The following is a 17,648-nucleotide window of genomic DNA, read 5'->3' as shown; positions in this document are numbered from 1 at the left end:
CTATTTCACAAAGGTTTCGACTACGCTCAACCTGACAAAACGAGTTTGAGACTTTTAGTTATCTTCTTTCCCTTTTAAGGTTATGATAGTTACACTACATCTTCAACATTCTCCTTAATGTAGATCATAGCTTCCCTAAATGATTTTACGATTCGCTTTTCCGGCACGAGGTCTGGAATTATATCTATAGATTCCATCATGACTTGAGGTTGCTTTTGTAGGTTGATCAAAATTATTTTTACTCCACCACGTCTAAGACGCAGAAGTGTATCTTCCAGGGCATATAGCCCAGATTGATCTATATATGGTACTTTTCCCATCCTGATTATAAGGTGTGTGGCTGTTGCAGGAATACCCTTTGCCAATTCTTGGAAATCGCTTGTATTACCGAAGAACAATGGCCCATCCAGGCGCTTTATAAAAACCTCTTCTTTGAGATTTTCAGGGAAACCTACCTCATCGCTCCATTTCATTTTTAGCTCGTCTGCATTGCCCAATGGCACCAATTTAGATCGTTTTGCTGAAGCATCTCCAATTTTTTTCATGAAGATCAATGATGCCAGAACCAGGCCAATCCCAACGGCGTATACCAAATTCCAGAAAACCGAAAGTACCAATACCACCATCATCACTACTATCTCGCTCAAAGGCATATTAGGGATCGCCTTTAATCCTTTATAGTCCATCACCCCAATACCTACGGTGATTAAAATTCCTGCCAGTACTGCCGCTGGGATTTGTGAAGCAACAGGTCCTAATGCCAATAATATAACCAATAGTAATAGAGCTGCAATCATTCCCGAGAGCTTAGTGGTTCCTCCAGAACTGATATTTACAACTGTTCTAATAGTTGCTCCTGCACCAGGAATTCCCCCAAAAATAGAAGCAACACTATTCCCAATACCTTGTCCAATCAATTCTTGATTGGGTTTGTGTTTTGTCTTGGTCATATTGTCTGCCACCACCGAGGTCAACAAAGAGTCGATGGCACCCAGGAACGCAAGGGTTAATGCTGTAAAGATGTAAGGTGAAATTTGACCAAAGCTAAAATTGGCAAACATATCTAGATTAGGCATAGGGAAACCTCCTGGGATCTGTTCAATAGGCTGGTAGTCTAACTTTAAAAAATAAGCGCCTGCCGAGACCACTAACAAAGCTACCAAGGTGGAGGGTACTGCTGTTGTTATTTTCTTGAAGCCGTAGATTATGAAGATGGTCAACGAGGCTAGTATAAATTCCAACCAGTTAATGTTCTTAATGGCTCTTGGCAGTGTTTTTATAGAGCCCAACACCCCAGAGCTTGCCGATTTTGCCAAGGTTTTTGATTCCATCTGGATATCGTTTTCCGTGATACGCTCGGCTCGGCGTACGGTTTCTCTAAAGTCCTCCAGCACCAAAATATCTTCTGCGGCTTCTTCTTTTAGGATTTTATCCAGCAGGACTTCTTCCGCTTCGGGTTTAAATTGTTCAATAAAATCATCATCTGCGTTGGCATAATACCCCATCATAGGCAACAGCTGGGTAATCAATATTATAACTCCAATTGCTGTCATAAAGCCAGAAACCACGGGGTATGGGATGTATTTAATATATTTTCCCAATCCCAATACCCCAAGCCCCACTTGCATGAGACCCGCCAGCAAAAACACCAAAAGTATATAAGGAAGTGCTTTTTCCACATCTCCATCGTTTGCAGCTATAATACCTGCGATGATTACCATGGACACCGCTGTCATAGGCGCAGTAGGTCCAGAGATCTGGGTGTTTGTCCCTCCAAAGAGCGATGCAAAAAAGCCTATGAATATAGCTCCGTATAAGCCTGCATCGGGTCCTAGTCCAGATTGAACCCCAAATGCCAAGGCCAAGGGTAATGCAACGATTCCTGCGGTAACTCCTCCAAAAATATTTCCTCGAAGGTTAGTAAAAATATTTTTCATAAATATTGAAATTTTAGTTGGCTTTATTTTGCCGTTTTGGGTCATGCTACCACGTTTATCACTGCATGTAATTGTTTAAAAATAATAAAAAAAGGGTCAACCCTTGCGGGCACGACCCTTTTCTTCAAAAAATAATCTGTTTCGTTTATAGTGTACTAGAGAAAATCTACTTTACCAGAGGCTACATCGTATACAGCTCCTATAACGGCAATGTCACCATCGTTTTCCATGTCACGCAACAACGGACTATCATTACGTAAGTTGTTCAAAGTGAGCTCTACGTTCTTGTATACCACATCGTGTACAAAGGCTGCATTGGAGCTGGTTCTTAGATCACTTTCTTCTGGGCTCTTTACAGCTTCTACTGATGGTTTTATCTTTGCCAATAGTGGCGTGATATTACCCAATTGTACATCGTCGCAGGCTCCTTTTACGGCTCCACACCCTGTGTGTCCCAAAACAACAACTGCTTTACTTCCAGCCACCTTGCAACCGTATTCTATACTTCCCAACAGGTCTTCGTTTACAATATTTCCTGCAACACGGGCACTGAAAATATCGCCAATCCCTTGGTCAAAAACCAACTCAACAGGTACACGGGAGTCTATACAGCTCAATACAACAGCAAATGGGTATTGCCCGCCTGTTGTGTCTTTTACCTGTCCTAATAAATCCCTAGTAACTTGTTGTTTGTTCAAAAACCTCTGGTTCCCCTCTTTTAGTGCTTCTACAGCAGAATGTGGGGTATATGCGCTTTGTGTCTCTTTTGTTTGTGCTTTCATAGTTTTTTATTTATGTTTTTTAATATACAAAAAATTCCATTGTTGTTTAGCTATTTGCCAATAACATGGGGACTTTTAATTTTTGTGATAATGATTTTAATTCTGAAATTTTCAGTTCCGTCTTGTTGGTGTCAGGATTAGATTTTCTGTTTACCAACAAAAGGTTTACTTTATTCTTATCCATATAACTGGACATTGTCTCTACCATCTGGTCTTTTTTCTCAAAAATATAGGAAATTGCACCCTCTCTATGGGTACTTTCCACACTGTTTGAGGTAGCAATAGACGCTCCAATTTCATACGTGTACATCGGGCTTTCGGTATTTGAAAGCAATGCATCCCAATAACTTTTGGCCTCAAAGAATTTTGCGTTGTAAAGTCCCAGATTAAGTTTGGACTGGATGTCCAGTACTTCATCACTATCTGCTATCATTACAAGCCCCTTGTATTTTTTAAGGACAATAGGTAGGACATTATCTCCCATAAAATCGGGTGTCCTAGAACTGTTTTTGCCTAAAACCACTATATCGGGCTTTGTAGCTTCTATATGATTACTGATTTCGTTCTTTACGTTTCCAAAGGCAAAGGAATGTCTCGTTTTAACCTGTTTTATTTCCTGTACCTTGTTGATCAAAGATTTCATTTGTTGCTCCAGTTGTACGTAATGGTCCTTTATGACACGTACTGCCGAGAGTGTATTTTCTTTCTTCACGATACTGGTTGGTTTACGTACGTGAAATAATTCAATTTCACCGTTTACAACCTGCGCCATTTTTATTGCGCTCTTTATCACTTTTTCACTGTTATCGCTAAAATCTACCAATACCAGTAACTTTTTTGTTTTGTCATTTTTCATAGTTCTTGGTTTTAAGCAGATTTAGGTCTTAGTCTAAAAAATTCAATAAAGCTCTCTGGGTTTTCGGCCACGCCTCTTTCTGAAATTATCTTGATATCTATATTACGCTCTTTTGCCTTGAAAGCAAAATCGTCCAATATTTCAATAATATCATTGTCTAGATATCTTGTCTTTCTTACATCAAGTTCTAAATAGGTATCTCTAGGCAGGCTATCCAGCTCTTTCAATATGGCCCCTTTGTTAAAAAAGGTTACCTCCTCGGCAAGGGTCATATTTATTTTGTGCTGTCCGTTGCTCTTGTCCTCAATATGTAAGAAGTGAGAGTTTTGATAGCTTTTCAGTAGTACTACTATTATTCCTACTGCAAGTCCTAGTGCAATACCTATGAGCAGATCTGTAAATACAATCCCTACTACGGTAACTATAAATGGAACAAACTGCTTCCAACCCGCGTTGTACAGTGCCTTAAAGGTTGAAGGCTTGGCCAATTTGTATCCTACAATGAACAGAATGGCTGCCAGTACCGAAAGTGGGATATAGTTAAGGATGTGAGGTATGGTCATTACCGAGATCAACAAAAAGAATCCGTGTATAATAGCACTCGCCTTGGTACGGCCTCCAGATTGTATGTTCGCAGAACTCCTAACGATTACCTGAGTAATAGGCAGCCCCCCTATAAATCCAGAAATCATGTTACCTGTACCTTGAGCAAGTAGTTCTCTGTTGGTAGGTGTTACTCTTTTTTGTGGGTCCAACTTATCTGTTGCTTCCACGCAAAGCAATGTTTCCAAACTAGCTACCAATGCTATGGTAAATGCAGTGATCCAGACTTCTGGATTCCCGATTACACTGAAATTAGGAAACGCAAATTGATCTCTAAAGTCTGAAATACTTTCAGGAACAGGAACAGAAACCAAGTGTTCGCTAGCCAAGTTCAAATTTGAATCCCTTGTCAAGAAAAAGTAAACAATCCCTACCACTACAGCAACTAAAGGTCCTTGCACCAGTTGAAAGAATTTCCCTTTCTTGCTCAATACATTGCTCCACAAAATTAAGATTGCAATAGCAATAAATGCAATGATGGTAGCACCCATATCTAAGTTTCCACTAATAATAGCATTTATGGTCTTTAATAGTTCTGTAAGGGTGTTCTCTCCATCTACTTGAAGGAATGCAAAATCGCCCTCTGGATTTTTGTCCAAACCGAAAAAATACGGGATTTGCTTTAGGATAATAATGATCCCTATACCCGTTAACATACCCTTGATTACCGAAGACGGGAAATAATATCCAATGACTCCGGCCTTGAGTATCCCAAACAAAATTTGAATGGCACCCCCCAACACAACGGCAACCAAGAAATTTTCCCAGCCACCAAGCGTGCCAATGGCAGTTAATACAATAGCGGCAAGTCCCGCTGCGGGGCCACTAACCCCAATTTGCGAACCACTTAAGGCTCCTACAACAATTCCACCCACAATACCGGCAATTAAACCTGAAAAAAGTGGGGCGCCACTAGCCAAAGCAATACCTAAACACAGTGGAAGGGCAACAAAAAATACTACGATACTCGCTGGGAGATCGTTCTTTAAATTTGAAAACATAACATAGATTTTTAACCCGAAGAGTCTCGGGAATATTATAATGTAGCGCATATCGCGCTGTTAAAAAACCGAAAAAAATCTAGCTGCGTTCGGGAGGGGGAGAGATGGTTTCTTGCGAAACGGTTTCCCAAAACTGAGCTTTATAGGCAATGGAGGTTCTTTTTTTCAGTAATTCTTCTGAAAGGAATCCATCTGTTATAGAGTCCGGGGCGTTATATTCTTTTGGCCCAAGCTTAAATGCATCTGCAGTTTCTTCTTCGTTCATAGAAAACAATGCAGCCACATCGGTCTTGATATCACAGAGCGTGACTACAGCAGGTGTAAGAATACACCACGTAAAAGCCAATAAGAAAAATATACTTTTAAACTGCACCGTTGGTTAATTTTTTGAAGGAACAAAAATAGTAATTGTCCTACAATTTTTTGTTAAGCAATTATTAAATCTATAATCTTTTTACATCGCTAGCGGGAATCCATCCGTCTTTTCCGTTGGCAAGAAGTACACGTATCCACTTGTCTTCCGTCGCCGTGATTTGCACCTTTGTACCTTCATGTAGGATAAAAGCTGTTTCACTGCCCATGTTTGGTTCGCTTTTTACCTGGGTGCTTTCTGAAAACACAATAGCAGGTGTATCCTGCAATACATCTCCATACGTTTGATACGCCATTACCAATCCCACCAGCAACACCAAGATCGATACCACCGAAGTTATAAAAAACAATCGCTTCTTAGTTTCTGAAGCGGAAAACCAATAGCTCAAGAACAAGAGCACAAAAAGTATTGCCCCCACTACTGATGTGACGGCCCACCCATCGTAGGTTAAAGCTCCTGCCAGTTGCTCGTACCAACGTTTAAGAATGGTCTTGGGGAGCGGTTCAATAGCGTCTATTCTGGTGTTCTCGGCAAACTTTAGGTTGGTCTTTATATCGCTATCTGCCGGGGCCAACTGTAATGCCTTTTCGTAATAGTAAATACTGGGGCCAATATTGTTCAGTTTATAGTTTGCATTGCCCAGGTTGAAATACAACGAAGCCGAGTGCTTCCCGTTGTCCAAGACCTTTTCCCAGGCATTGATGGCTTCTTGAAACTTTCCGTTTTTGTAATGCTCCTTCCCTTGCTCGAACAAGGCGTTGTTTTGGCACCAAACCACGCTCGAAACCAATGCCAACAGTATGAAGAATATCTTTTTCATCTTATCGAATTTGTTTGTCTATGGTTGAAATCACCCGTGCCGCTTTTTCGTAATCCTGTTGCATTGCCACTTGGCTGGTAGGAGTGTAGCGGGCATATTCGCAGCTCTTCAACAATTGTATGAATTCTGAAACTACTTCGGGCTGTACTTGTCTTTCAGTTAATAGTGCCGATATTTTTTCTTTGCTGAAATCACTCGTCTCGATATTCAGCTTTGCTTTCAAGTAGTTATGGAAGGCTCGCTCCAAGGCCTCATAGAATACCACGCGGTCGTTCATGTTTTTCTTGGCTTCCCCCAAATATTTTTTTGCCAATCGGTCTGCTTTCCGAAGTCTCATTCCCTCCACATCGGCCAGGCGCTCACGGCGTTTCTTTCCTGCCACGATGAACAACGGAATCAACAACATAGGCCCGCCCAACAACGACCAGAACAAAGTAGATTTAAAAAAAGGTGCTGTAGCAATAGGCTCCAAGTTTGCATCCAGTTTAATAAATTTAAATTGTGCATCGTCCAAATCTTCAGTAGCAGTAATAGCAGTGTCTTCAGCTGGTTTTTCACTTGCTACTGGACCGTTTTCAACATTGATCACAATCTCCTCGCTGGAAAGCGTTTCGTACCGTTCGGTCTTTGGGTTAAAATAGGAGAATGTAATAGGGCGAATTGGGTAATTCCCCTTAAACTGCGGTACTACGGTATATTTTTCTGAAATAGTCCCACGCATCCCGTCACTTTTCACCGTTACTTGGTTGTCACGTTCGGGTGTATACACTTCCAAGGCGCTGGGCAGTTTTAAATTTGGAAGATCAAAAAGTTTCAAATTCCCTTTTCCTGAAATTTTTGTGGTGAGTTCCAACGATTCATTAGCGTCCAGCGTATTCTTGTTGGTATGTACCTGAAACTGAAAATCGCCCACGGCTCCAGTAAAATTATCTGGTTTTCCCTCAACGGGCAACGGCTTTACATTTATGGTCCGGCTCCCTGCCGAAACGGTTTTGTTTACCCGTGCCATGCGCTGGCGGCCAAAAATATCGCGCTTGTTGGTACGTACATCAATAGGTATGTCTAACGTTAATGGTTCAATATCCAGCTCACCTGTTTTTTGTGGATAGAGTACGGTAGAGCGGAGAATTACATAACGGTATTCCTCGCCATTATATTTACCCTCGTAAATCTTATAGTTCCCCCTTGTATTGATGTTCTGGCTCCAGAAATCGGCATACTTTGGAGTGTTTACTTCTCGCCAATTACTGGTAATGCTTACATCATGCGAGACATACAATTTGTAGGTAACCGTAATGGCCTCGCTTAAATACGGGCTGGTTTTAGAGACTTCGGCTACAAGGTGCACGTTTTCCTCTGCTAGATATTCGGCATTGCTACCGTCTTTTGATAGCTTAACGGCATCGGTAATGGTAACCGAGACAGGCGTGGTTTTATAGGTTTCTCCATCTATTTCGATAGTGGCCTGCCCAATGGTTGCACTACCCTTCCGGAGTGGTGAAAGGAAATAGGAGTATGTTTTTGAATAACTGCGTTTTCCGTTGAAGTAGGAGTTACTGATGGCCTGGTTGGGACCTCCCACAACGCGGAAACCCTCAAAACTTGGCGGATTAAAGTTGTCGCCATCTTGGTTCATCTCAAAATCTACCCGAAGGCGCTCGTTGAGCCCAAGCTTTTTCTTGCTCACTTTCGCCTCAAAAGTAACCTGTGCGCTGGTGATGTTTGCTACCAGCACAAAAATTACTAGGAATAAAAAATGAAGTTTTTTCATTCTAATTTGTATTGTTTTCTCTATTCATAACATGTAATCTCACCACAGAGGCACTGAGGACACAGAGGTTTCAACGTGTATATGGTTTTTTCAACTTTGTAGTGCTTTACCAATCCTTTTCAGATTTTACCTTGGCTCCTTTTTGCTTTTTGGCGTTTATCTTTTCCTGTACCTTTTGTTCTTCGTTGTTCATGGCCTCTAACAAGTTTTTAATTTGCTGGGGAGACATTTGGCCAGGTTGGGGTTGGGGTTGTTTTTTGTCGGCTTTGTCCTGTTCTCCCTCGTTGGGTTGGTCTGGTTTACCTTTATCCTCTTCATTTTCGCCTTTCTTTTCATCGTTCTGTTCATCGCCTTTGTCCTTATCCTCTTCTTCGTCGCCCTCACTTCCCTCTTTGTCCTTTCCTTCTTCGTCTTTTTTATCTTGGTTGTCTTCGTTTTGATCGTTCTTATCCTGGTTTTTATCCTGGTCCTTGTTGTCACCCTCACCACCTTTTGGAGGGTTTTTCTCCAACAAATCCTTTGCCAAAGCTAGATTGTATCGTGTTTCATCGTCATTTGGATTGTTGCGAAGGGCATTTTTATAGGCGTCTACGGCATCTTGGTATTGCTTGGCATTCATATAGGTGTTTCCCAAATTGTGATAGGCACTGTGTTTATCATTTTTTGAAGTTGCCACATCTGCAGCTTGTTGAAAACGGCTCATAGCCTCATCGTTCTTCGCTTTATTGTAATAGGCATTTCCCAAATTATACTTTGCGGTTTCGCTCTTTGGGTTAATTGCGATGGCCTTTCGGTAATCTGCCTCCCCCTCAACAAACTTGTCTTCAGCCAATGCTACACTTGCTTCACTATTTAATTGTTTGGTCTCCCGAAGCAGTTGTTTCTGCTCTTTTTGTAAGGTCTTGTCCTCTTTCTCTTGTGCGGAAATTTCCGAAGAGAATACCAGCAATGTAACCATTACAAGTATTGAAAATATGTTCTTATGATTCCTCATCTTATCTTTCAGCTTCATTAAATAAATTCAGTTTTTTGAGCCATGCTGTTTTTCTTTCCAGCAATAGCACATCCAATATCAACAAAAACAATGCCCCGGCGAGAAACCACTGGAATTGGTCCTTAAAATCGGTAAATTGCTTGGCCTCGAATGTCTTTTTGTCCATTCCGTTAAGGATAGCTGTCACAGTTGAGACCACTTCCTTAGTGTTGTTTCCTGGAATGTAGCTTCCGTTACCTTCTTCGGCAATCTGTTTTAGGGTTTCTTCTCCCAAACGGGTGATTACCTGCTCGTTGTTTTGGTCGCGTTTGTAATATTGTAAAATTCCGTTTCGCTTAATTGGGATGGGGCCACCTTTTTCGGTACCTACCCCAATGGTATATATTTTTATGCCCTGTGCAGCCGCTTCTGCAGCAATACTTTCAATGTTACCCTCGTGGTCCTCGCCATCTGAAATTATGAACAGCACCCTGTTGGTCTGTTCTTCGTCATTATAATAAGTCTTTGCCATTTCAATCGCCTCGTTAATTGCGGTTCCTTGGCTGGATACCATATCGGTATTCATATTGTTGAGAAATAATTTTGCCGAAGAGAAATCGGTCGTAATGGGCACCTGCGGAAATGCACTCCCCGCATAGCCAATAATCCCAATCCTATCGCCCGCTAGGCTATTCAATATTTGAGTGACGAGTTGTTTTGATTTTTCGATACGGTTGGGGGCAATGTCTTCGGCCAGCATACTTTTGGAGACGTCCAGAGCAAAGACAACATCTACCCCTTCACGTTTAACGTCTTCAATCTTGGTGCCTATTTTTGGGTTTACCAAACCAATAGCCAAACAGGCAATAGCCAAACAAAAAATAAAAACCTTTAACACGGGCTTGAAAATGGAGCGGTTTGGGCTCAGTCTTTTAAGCAGTTCTGCGTCTGCAAATTTCTTTTGGGCCTGACGTTTCCAAATAAGAACACCCACAAACAGCAGCACAATCACAGGGATTGCGAGCAGAAGGTAAAAGTAAATGGGTTGTTCTAGTTGCATATTGCTATTAATTTGCTTGGGTAAATTTTACTATCTATAATTGGTTTGTGTCTATTTCATTGTTAATCCTAGTTACGCTCCTAACCTTCCTGCCGGAAGGTTTCCTTTAAGGAGAGAATGCTACATTGCCCATTGAGTGAGGTTGCTGGTTTACACAAAACTTCTAAATACCGTATAGCGCAACAACCATTCTAACCCCAGCAAGGCAAGGGCCAGAAATATGAGCGGACGGTATTTTTCATCATAACTCTTAAACTTTAGTTCCTCAATATCGGTTTTTTCCAATTTGTTTATCTCTTCGTAAATCTCATTGAGCTTTGTGGTGCTCGTGGCCCTAAAATATTGGCCGCTGGTCACCTCGGCTATTTCTTTCAGCAGTTCTTCGTCTATATCTACTTGCTGCATTCCATATTGGAAGGAACCGTCCGGACGAATGCCAATGGGCGAAAGTGCATTCCCCTTAGTTCCCAGGCCAATGGTATAAACTTTAATACCGAATTCTACTGCCAGCTCACTTGCAATCTTCGGGTCTATAAACCCGCTATTGTTCTCACCATCGGTCATTAAAATTATCACTTTGCTCTTCGCGGTGCTTTCCTTTAGCCTATTTACAGCCGTTGCCAATCCCATCCCGATGGCTGTTCCGCCTTCAATGATGGTGTTGTAATTAATATCCTTCATTGCTGAAAGCACAATGGTTTTGTCGCTCGTCAAGGGTGTTTTGGTATAACTCTCACCTGCATATTCCACCACACCTATCCTGTCGTTGGGACGATTGTTGATAAAGCGAGCAGCAACCGATTTTAAGGCCTCCAATCTATTAGGTTTTAAATCGCGTGCCAGCATACTTGCCGAAACATCTACCGCAATTACAATATCTATTCCTTTAGTAGTTTTTATACGTGTGCTTTCATCTACGGTCCTGGGGCGTGCCATGGCCACGATAATAGCAGCCAGTGCCAACAACCTAAGCACAAATAACAATGGCCGTACCCTCGCCAACCAGTTCTTTCCGGTCTTAAAACCCTTAATACTGGAAATTTGCAACGCGGCGGTTTGTTGCTTGCGTTTCCAGAGATACCAAACAACAAGCAGTGGCAGCAGTAACAGCAGCCAGAACAATTGTGGATGTACAAATTCAAATTGTTGCATTAGTTGTCTTTGGTTTCTTGTAGTTCCAGTTCTACCGAATTGATGATTCTATCCTTAATCCCTACTGAAAAACGACCATCATTCTGGTATACCACCAACACAGTCTGTACCCCGTTTTGTTGGGCAAACAAAAGTAGTTCATAGTAACTCTGGTCTTTCTGCACTTTATTGTTTCCTACTGAAACATTAAACTGCCCATAGGCTTTTAGGCCTTTTATACCTTTTTCAGTATTGAACTCTTCCCTTTTAACTATCATGTTCAAAGCACCTCGACGTTCCAATTCTGAAAGCTTCGCATCCATTAAGGGCTCTAGGTTAACCTCCTCCTGGGCATTTTTGGTCTGTGTACTGGTAACCATGACGTATAAGGGATCAGTCAAACTCCCCGCACTAAATACATTTGCGGTTTGCGCCGCAATGTTCTCCCCCTCGGGTATTTCTATTTCGGTACGCACTAAAATTTCTGGGGTTTCCAGAATAACTTCTGGGCTCCCATATTCACTTTTATACCAGCGCCCTTCCGCTAAATCTCGATATTCATTACCCAACACATCGTCTTTTAAGGTGTCGAACCCATTGATGCTTCCGTAAATCGCTCCAGTTATTATTGATGCTGCCAGAATACCGACACCCGCATAGATAAATTTTTTGCGTTGTTTCTTTTTGCGCTGTGCTTCCAAGTAGCGTTCGTTTTCCAGCAACTCTTCCTCAGTAGGTTCGGGTACGGCTTCGTGAGTGTGGTTTATGATTTCTTCCACGACCACCCTATCCTCTTTTGCTTGATGCTCCACCTGTTGCATACGGGCAAATTTTACCAAATCTGCCCTTTTTAGGATAGCGTCCAAACGTTGTATGTCCTCGGCTTCAAAATCGAAATTACCACCATCTTTCAGTAATCTCATTCTTGCGATGAGCTCGTCCGTTGTACTTTCCAGCGCAGTTTCGTCCACTTCACGATCCAGATAGCGCTTTACGATTTCCGTTAGTTGTGAATAGTACTCCTTGCTTTTGTTTTCTTTCAGAAATGTAGAATTATCCAGGCTTTGCAGGGCTACCAATGCTTCCTCATAGGGAGGCAATTGCTCTTCCTTGGCATCGCGTATTTTTTTTCTTCGGAACAGGATAAAACCAATAATCCCCGCAACGAGCAACAAGCCAACGAGCCACGGTAACAACTTCCAAAAATCGAAAGGCGGTTTTTCCACCTCGATCGCTGGTTTTATCTCGAACATTTTTTGTTTGGTGGTATCCACGGCAACGTCCCTAACCTCCACCCGCATGGAATCCAGGTTGAATACCCGTTCATTAACTACAATTTTTTGTGGCGGGATGGTATAGGAACCCGAATCGAACTGCGTTAACCCATATTTTTTGAGGAGGCGCATCTTGCGCTCCTCGAAGGTTGTATCAACTTTATAGCTCTCAATCACTTCCAGCGGCAGAAATGTTTGTCCTTCTGGAAAAACTACCAGATCTGTTGTGTCTGCCTCTACATATACATTGTACTTGATTTCCTCACCAATACGAATTTGAGCAGTGTCTATAGAGGAGGTCACTTGGGCAGTTGATGTAAGGGCAAGGAAGAAAAAGAAAAGAAGAAAGAAGCCTCTCGATACCTTTCTTGGCATGCTGTCAAAAAACACTCGAGGTGAAACCCCTTGTTTCTTCAACTTTATTTTATGAAACTCGTACTTTGTCATATTAGATTTAAGCAAGGGTGAACACTCGCTGTGTCTTCCTCTCGTTCGCGCCTCTCTCGTCGGAGACAAATTATCTTCTTTTAAAATATCCTAACAATTTTTTTACATAGCTCTCGTCCGTTCGGCAGCTTATGGCTCCTGCTCCACTCTTGGTAAAGGCTTCTTGGAAATAATCCACCCGCTCGCGGTAATAGGTATTGTACTGCGTGCGGACGCCTTTGGAACTGGTGTTCACTAGTAGCAGCTCGCCGGTTTCCTCGTCCTGCATTTGTACCATTCCCAGATTGGGGATTTCTTCCTCACGACGATCGTACACGCGTATGCCCGTGACATCGTGCTTACCGGCAACAATTTTTAAAGTGTCTTTGTAACCCTCTGTAATAAAATCTGAAAGCACAAAAACAATAGCTTTCTTCTTCATAACGTTGGTGAAATATTTAAGGGCTTGGCTTATATCTGTTTCTTTGCTCTTGGGCTGAAATTCCAACAGCTCCCGTATGATGCGCAATACGTGGCTCTTTCCTTTTTTTGGTGGAATGAACAGTTCAATTTCATCTGAAAAAAGTATCAAGCCCGTTTTGTCGTTGTTCTGCATGGCCGAAAACGCAAGGGTTGCAGCGATTTCGGTAATGATTTCATTTTTAAATTGACTATCGGTCCCGAAAAATTCCGAACCCGATATATCTGCCATCAACATCAAGGTAAGTTCCCGTTCTTCTTCAAATACCTTTACAAAAGGCTCGTTGTAACGTGCTGTCACGTTCCAGTCTATATTCCGCACATCGTCCCCAAATTGGTACTGGCGCACTTCAGAAAAGGTCATCCCACGCCCCTTGAACGTACTGTGATACTCGCCACCAAACACGTGATCGCTCAAGCGACGTGTCTTGATTTCGATTTTCCGTACTTTTTTTAAGAGTTCCTTGGTGTCCATTTTTTGATTTACGATTTGCAATTTTAGAATTACGATCGTTGTGTTGTTCACATTTGTAATTCGTACTTCTGAAATCTAAAATGGTTAGGGCACTTCGATTACGTTAACTATTTTCTGAATGATATCTTCAGAAGTGATGTTTTCGGCTTCGGCCTCGTACGTGATACCGATACGGTGGCGTAGTACATCCTCCACCACTGCACGAACGTCTTCTGGGATCACATAACCCCTTCGGCGAATAAACGCATAGCATTTTGCAGCCATCGCCAAATTGATGCTTCCACGCGGAGAGGCACCAAAACTAATAAGTGGGTTGAGATCTGCCAGACCATATTTTTCAGGAGTTCTCGTAGCAAAAATAATGTCGAGGATATATTTTTCAATCTTTTCGTCCATGTACACCTCTCTAACGGCAGCTTGCGCACGCTTGATCTGGTCCAGCGATACAACCGGGTTCACCTCTTCAAAACCACCTTTGAGATTTTGGCGCATAATAAGTTGCTCATCCTGTAGCAATGGATATTTAATTACGGTCTTAAGCATAAAACGATCTACTTGTGCTTCTGGCAAAGGGTAGGTTCCTTCCTGCTCCACAGGGTTTTGGGTAGCCATTACCAAAAAGGGCTTATCCAAAATAAAGGTTTCCTCGCCAATGGTCACCTGCTTTTCCTGCATGGCCTCCAATAATGCCGATTGTACCTTTGCAGGCGCACGGTTAATCTCGTCTGCCAAGACAAAGTTGGCAAAAATGGGTCCTTTTTTGATGCTAAAATCGTTCAACTTCATATTATAGATTAGGGTACCTATAACATCGGCCGGCAGTAAATCTGGTGTGAACTGGATGCGGCTAAAACTTCCGTGAACCGCTTTAGAGAGGGTGTTTATCGCAAGGGTCTTTGCCAGTCCAGGCACCCCTTCCAAAAGAATATGTCCCTGGCCCAAAAGGCCTATGAGCAAGCGCTCTACCATGTGTTTTTGGCCTACGATCACTTTGTTTATCTCTAAGGTAAGAATATCTACAAAGGCACTCTCTTTTTCAATTTTTTCGTTCAATGCGCCAATGTCTAGGGCGGTAGTGTTCTCTTCCATAATACTAGATTCTTTTTCTGTTGTAAGCTATGTGACTATTAACCACGCAAATTGCCTATTTATTATGGCAATTGTTGTTAATGATTGGTTAAAAAGACGAAGCCCAAACCTAAACATTTCATCATTTTTTGGAGTTCTCAAAAATAGAAAACCGAATAAATTTTTCAAAATAGGCAAGGCTGTGAAAAGGACATAAAAAAAGGGATGCTGTTGCATCCCTGAATATTAAAAAAAACTTAAATCTTATTGTGCGGCCAGATCTACGGTTCCAAGTGCTGTAACCTCACCAATGTTTACTTCAACATCATTAAAGATTTCTTCTTTTTCTGAATTTTCTGTTGAGATTTTAATAGTATAGGTGCCAGCTTCGAAGCCTGTGATAAAAAACTCTCCGTTCTCGTTGGTAGTTCCTATAATCATATCTTCAGAATTTGCCGCGATTATCTCAACTTCGGCATTGGGAGCAATCACGCTTCCCATAATGGCACCGTCTGTTTTAAAGGTCAAATTTGCTACGGGATCGTCAATCGTGGTTTCTTCTGCTTCTGTAGTGTCACTGCACGCAAAGACCACTGTCATGATAATCACTAAAAATGATCCATATTTAATTAGGGATTGTAGCGTTCGTTGTATCAATAAATTCTTGCGTTCCATGGTATCGTTAATTTTATAGTTTAAAAATACTTACTGACAGTATCTTTAAAGCCCTCCTTAACAATGATTAACGTGAAGTTTAACCCCTAATTAACTATACAAAATGTTAAACAAAAAAGGATACTCCCAAAGAGTATCCTTTCATTATGCAATTATCACGTGGGTCTATTCAAAGACGACGGTATCCAATTCGGTAACGGCACCTATCTCCACACCAACGTTCGTCACAACTACTGGTGGGAACCCTAATGCCACATCTGCTTCATACGTAACGGTATATGTTCCAGCTGGAACACCACTAAGTACAAAAACACCTGCTTCGTTGGTAAAAGCCGAGATTTCAGTCGTGGCGTTTTCCGCAGTTACTAATGTTTGTATTCCAAGCGGCAATACAGCTCCTGTCATGGCTCCTGTCTCAGCCTCGGTTGAAGCTCTTATAACCGGTTTTAACAAATAACCTCCGTTACCTTGTTCCACGATGGACTTGTCTACGTCAAAATCTAGAATAAATTCGTAGAAAACACCTCCCTCGAGAGTCTCATTCACATTTATTTTTAAACCCGACTGTTGTGAACTAGGAGTTTGTAATGGGAATGTTTCCCCGTTTACTACAATGGTATTGTTGCTACCCAAGATTAATCTTATTTGGCTTATATCTCCAGCTGGGAGCTCATCGTCTACTAACAAAACGGACACCCCGCCAGTTAGTTCCAATAGGTCATAAACCCCAGCGTTTACCTCACCAATGTTTACCTCATTGTCTTCACCATTATACTTTACAACAACATCCTGTACATCTATAAAAACAGCATCATAATCACCAGGTGCATCTGTAAGTTTAATAGACATTCTCGCAGTTTCCTCTTCGGGTGTTGTAGTGTCGTCATCACTACTACAAGCACCAAGGATTGTAAGTAAAAACATACTTACGATTCCTAATACAAATTTTTTCATCATTTTTTTATTTAAGGTTTGTGGTACAATTATAAATACGCTTTTCTATTGAAAGTGTATACTTAAGGATAATTAACAGCACAATTAACGGCTACTTAACGATTGTAAAAGTATTGGATTTGCTATTTTTAAACTGAATTTAAACACCTATGAAACTACAAGACAAAACCGCCCTCATCACAGGAGCCACAAGTGGGATAGGCCGTGCCACTGCTTATCTTTTTGCTGAAAAGGGTGCGAAACTCATTCTCTGTGGAAGAAGAACAGAACGCTTGGAAACCATTGCAAGGGAATTAACCCAAAAAACGCAAGTCCATATCCTGCAGTTTGACGTGCGGGACAAAACTTCCGTTTTTAACGCTCTCGAATCTTTACCTAATACTTTTTCAAACATAGATATTCTTATAAATAATGCGGGCAACGCACACGGTCTAGACGCTATACAAAATGGAAGTACAGACGATTGGGACGCAATGCTGGACATAAACGTTAAGGGGTTATTGTATGTAAGCAAGGCTGTATTGCCAGTAATGCTAGAAAACCAATCCGGCCACATCATCAACATAGGGTCCACAGCCGGAAAGGAAGTGTACCCCAAGGGGAATGTGTACTGCGCCAGTAAACACGCCGTAGATGCCATAAACCAAGGTATGCGTCTGGATTTAAACGGAAAGGGCATTAAAGTTGGCGCCATAAACCCTGGCTTGGTCGAGACTGAGTTTAGTGAAGTACGTTTTAAGGGTGACACCGAACGTGCAGAGACCGTTTACCAGAACTATACCCCACTACAACCCGAGGATGTTGCCGAAATTATCTTATTTGCCGTGACCAGACCCAAGCACGTAAATATTGCAGACCTTACAGTAATGTGCCTGGATCAGGCTTCTTCAACTATTGTGAATAAAAATTGAACCATGTAACCTCGAGCGAAGTCGAGAGGCTTTATATTGTTGCAAATTAAATAAGATCTCGACTGCGCTCGACCGGAC

The 17,648-nt window shown here is 41.8% G+C and carries 16 protein-coding genes; 1 reads left to right on the top strand and 15 read right to left on the bottom strand.

Going from position 1 to position 17,648, the window contains the following annotated elements:
- Nucleotides 1-89: 89 nt before the first annotated feature.
- From C8D94_RS02540 to C8D94_RS02470, 15 genes are all read right to left on the bottom strand, one after another.
- A complete protein-coding gene (locus C8D94_RS02540; RefSeq protein ID WP_115123003.1) occupies nt 90-1,937 on the bottom strand; it encodes a SulP family inorganic anion transporter in 1,848 nt (615 codons plus the stop codon).
- 155 nt (nt 1,938-2,092) lie between these two features.
- Nucleotides 2,093-2,719, bottom strand: coding sequence for a carbonic anhydrase family protein (locus tag C8D94_RS02535; RefSeq protein WP_115122323.1), 627 nt, complete (start codon nt 2,717-2,719; stop codon nt 2,093-2,095).
- 46 nt (nt 2,720-2,765) lie between these two features.
- On the bottom strand, nt 2,766-3,575 hold the full coding sequence (locus tag C8D94_RS02530) for a universal stress protein (RefSeq protein ID WP_115122322.1): 810 nt from the start codon (nt 3,573-3,575) through the stop codon (nt 2,766-2,768).
- Nucleotides 3,576-3,586: 11 nt separating this feature from the next.
- Nucleotides 3,587-5,179: a SulP family inorganic anion transporter gene (locus C8D94_RS02525; protein WP_115122321.1), complete on the bottom strand. Its 1,593-nt coding sequence runs from the start codon at nt 5,177-5,179 to the stop codon at nt 3,587-3,589.
- Between the two features lie 79 nt (nt 5,180-5,258).
- Nucleotides 5,259-5,552 carry a hypothetical protein gene (locus C8D94_RS02520; protein WP_115122320.1) on the bottom strand — a complete coding sequence of 98 codons (294 nt, stop codon included), beginning with the start codon at nt 5,550-5,552 and terminating at the stop codon, nt 5,259-5,261.
- A gap of 70 nt (nt 5,553-5,622) precedes the next feature.
- Nucleotides 5,623-6,372, bottom strand: coding sequence for a tetratricopeptide repeat protein (locus tag C8D94_RS02515; protein ID WP_115122319.1), 750 nt, complete (start codon nt 6,370-6,372; stop codon nt 5,623-5,625).
- A gap of 1 nt (nt 6,373) precedes the next feature.
- Nucleotides 6,374-8,143 (bottom strand): BatD family protein, encoded by a 1,770-nt coding sequence (locus C8D94_RS02510; protein WP_115122318.1) that lies wholly within the window; start codon nt 8,141-8,143, stop codon nt 6,374-6,376.
- Nucleotides 8,144-8,249: 106 nt separating this feature from the next.
- A complete protein-coding gene (locus C8D94_RS02505) occupies nt 8,250-9,155 on the bottom strand; it encodes a tetratricopeptide repeat protein (RefSeq protein WP_245946172.1) in 906 nt (301 codons plus the stop codon).
- Entirely contained in the window at nt 9,139-10,176 is a 1,038-nt protein-coding gene (locus C8D94_RS02500) for a vWA domain-containing protein (RefSeq protein ID WP_115122317.1), read from the bottom strand. Before C8D94_RS02500 ends, C8D94_RS02505 begins: the two co-directional genes overlap by 17 nt.
- Before the next feature lie 150 nt (nt 10,177-10,326).
- A complete protein-coding gene (locus C8D94_RS02495; RefSeq protein ID WP_115122316.1) occupies nt 10,327-11,328 on the bottom strand; it encodes a vWA domain-containing protein in 1,002 nt (333 codons plus the stop codon).
- Entirely contained in the window at nt 11,328-13,028 is a 1,701-nt protein-coding gene (locus tag C8D94_RS02490; RefSeq protein WP_147278483.1) for a hypothetical protein, read from the bottom strand. The genes C8D94_RS02495 and C8D94_RS02490 overlap by 1 nt, the downstream gene beginning before the upstream one ends.
- A gap of 70 nt (nt 13,029-13,098) precedes the next feature.
- Entirely contained in the window at nt 13,099-13,962 is an 864-nt protein-coding gene (locus C8D94_RS02485; protein WP_115123001.1) for a DUF58 domain-containing protein, read from the bottom strand.
- Nucleotides 13,963-14,046: 84 nt separating this feature from the next.
- Entirely contained in the window at nt 14,047-15,051 is a 1,005-nt protein-coding gene (locus tag C8D94_RS02480) for an AAA family ATPase (protein ID WP_115122314.1), read from the bottom strand.
- 243 nt (nt 15,052-15,294) lie between these two features.
- Complete coding sequence (locus C8D94_RS02475) at nt 15,295-15,705, bottom strand: carboxypeptidase-like regulatory domain-containing protein (protein WP_147278482.1); 411 nt, start codon at nt 15,703-15,705, stop codon at nt 15,295-15,297.
- A gap of 165 nt (nt 15,706-15,870) precedes the next feature.
- The gene (locus C8D94_RS02470) at nt 15,871-16,662 is read right to left on the bottom strand and encodes a DUF4382 domain-containing protein (protein WP_245946171.1); all 792 of its coding nucleotides are present in this window, start codon (nt 16,660-16,662) and stop codon (nt 15,871-15,873) included.
- Between the two features lie 146 nt (nt 16,663-16,808).
- Between C8D94_RS02470 and C8D94_RS02465 the strand changes: the two genes are divergently transcribed.
- Nucleotides 16,809-17,570, top strand: coding sequence for an SDR family NAD(P)-dependent oxidoreductase (locus C8D94_RS02465; protein ID WP_115122312.1), 762 nt, complete (start codon nt 16,809-16,811; stop codon nt 17,568-17,570).
- Nucleotides 17,571-17,648: the final 78 nt, after the last annotated feature.

The organism is Marinirhabdus gelatinilytica (assembly GCF_003353425.1).
Taxonomy (GTDB): domain Bacteria; phylum Bacteroidota; class Bacteroidia; order Flavobacteriales; family Flavobacteriaceae; genus Marinirhabdus; species Marinirhabdus gelatinilytica.
This window is presented reverse-complemented; position numbering and strand designations above follow the sequence as displayed.

Coding starts and splice junctions, on each gene's coding strand:
- C8D94_RS02500 (WP_115122317.1), bottom strand. CDS start 10,176: ATGCAACTAGAACAACCCATTTACTTTTACCTTCTGCTCGCAATCCCT.
- C8D94_RS02525 (WP_115122321.1), bottom strand. CDS start 5,179: ATGTTTTCAAATTTAAAGAACGATCTCCCAGCGAGTATCGTAGTATTT.
- C8D94_RS02535 (WP_115122323.1), bottom strand. CDS start 2,719: ATGAAAGCACAAACAAAAGAGACACAAAGCGCATATACCCCACATTCT.
- C8D94_RS02470 (WP_245946171.1), bottom strand. CDS start 16,662: ATGATGAAAAAATTTGTATTAGGAATCGTAAGTATGTTTTTACTTACA.
- C8D94_RS02485 (WP_115123001.1), bottom strand. CDS start 13,962: ATGGACACCAAGGAACTCTTAAAAAAAGTACGGAAAATCGAAATCAAG.
- C8D94_RS02530 (WP_115122322.1), bottom strand. CDS start 3,575: ATGAAAAATGACAAAACAAAAAAGTTACTGGTATTGGTAGATTTTAGC.
- C8D94_RS02465 (WP_115122312.1), top strand. CDS start 16,809: ATGAAACTACAAGACAAAACCGCCCTCATCACAGGAGCCACAAGTGGG.
- C8D94_RS02510 (WP_115122318.1), bottom strand. CDS start 8,143: ATGAAAAAACTTCATTTTTTATTCCTAGTAATTTTTGTGCTGGTAGCA.
- C8D94_RS02475 (WP_147278482.1), bottom strand. CDS start 15,705: ATGGAACGCAAGAATTTATTGATACAACGAACGCTACAATCCCTAATT.
- C8D94_RS02495 (WP_115122316.1), bottom strand. CDS start 11,328: ATGCAACAATTTGAATTTGTACATCCACAATTGTTCTGGCTGCTGTTA.
- C8D94_RS02480 (WP_115122314.1), bottom strand. CDS start 15,051: ATGGAAGAGAACACTACCGCCCTAGACATTGGCGCATTGAACGAAAAA.
- C8D94_RS02490 (WP_147278483.1), bottom strand. CDS start 13,028: ATGACAAAGTACGAGTTTCATAAAATAAAGTTGAAGAAACAAGGGGTT.
- C8D94_RS02505 (WP_245946172.1), bottom strand. CDS start 9,155: ATGAAGCTGAAAGATAAGATGAGGAATCATAAGAACATATTTTCAATA.
- C8D94_RS02515 (WP_115122319.1), bottom strand. CDS start 6,372: ATGAAAAAGATATTCTTCATACTGTTGGCATTGGTTTCGAGCGTGGTT.
- C8D94_RS02540 (WP_115123003.1), bottom strand. CDS start 1,937: ATGAAAAATATTTTTACTAACCTTCGAGGAAATATTTTTGGAGGAGTT.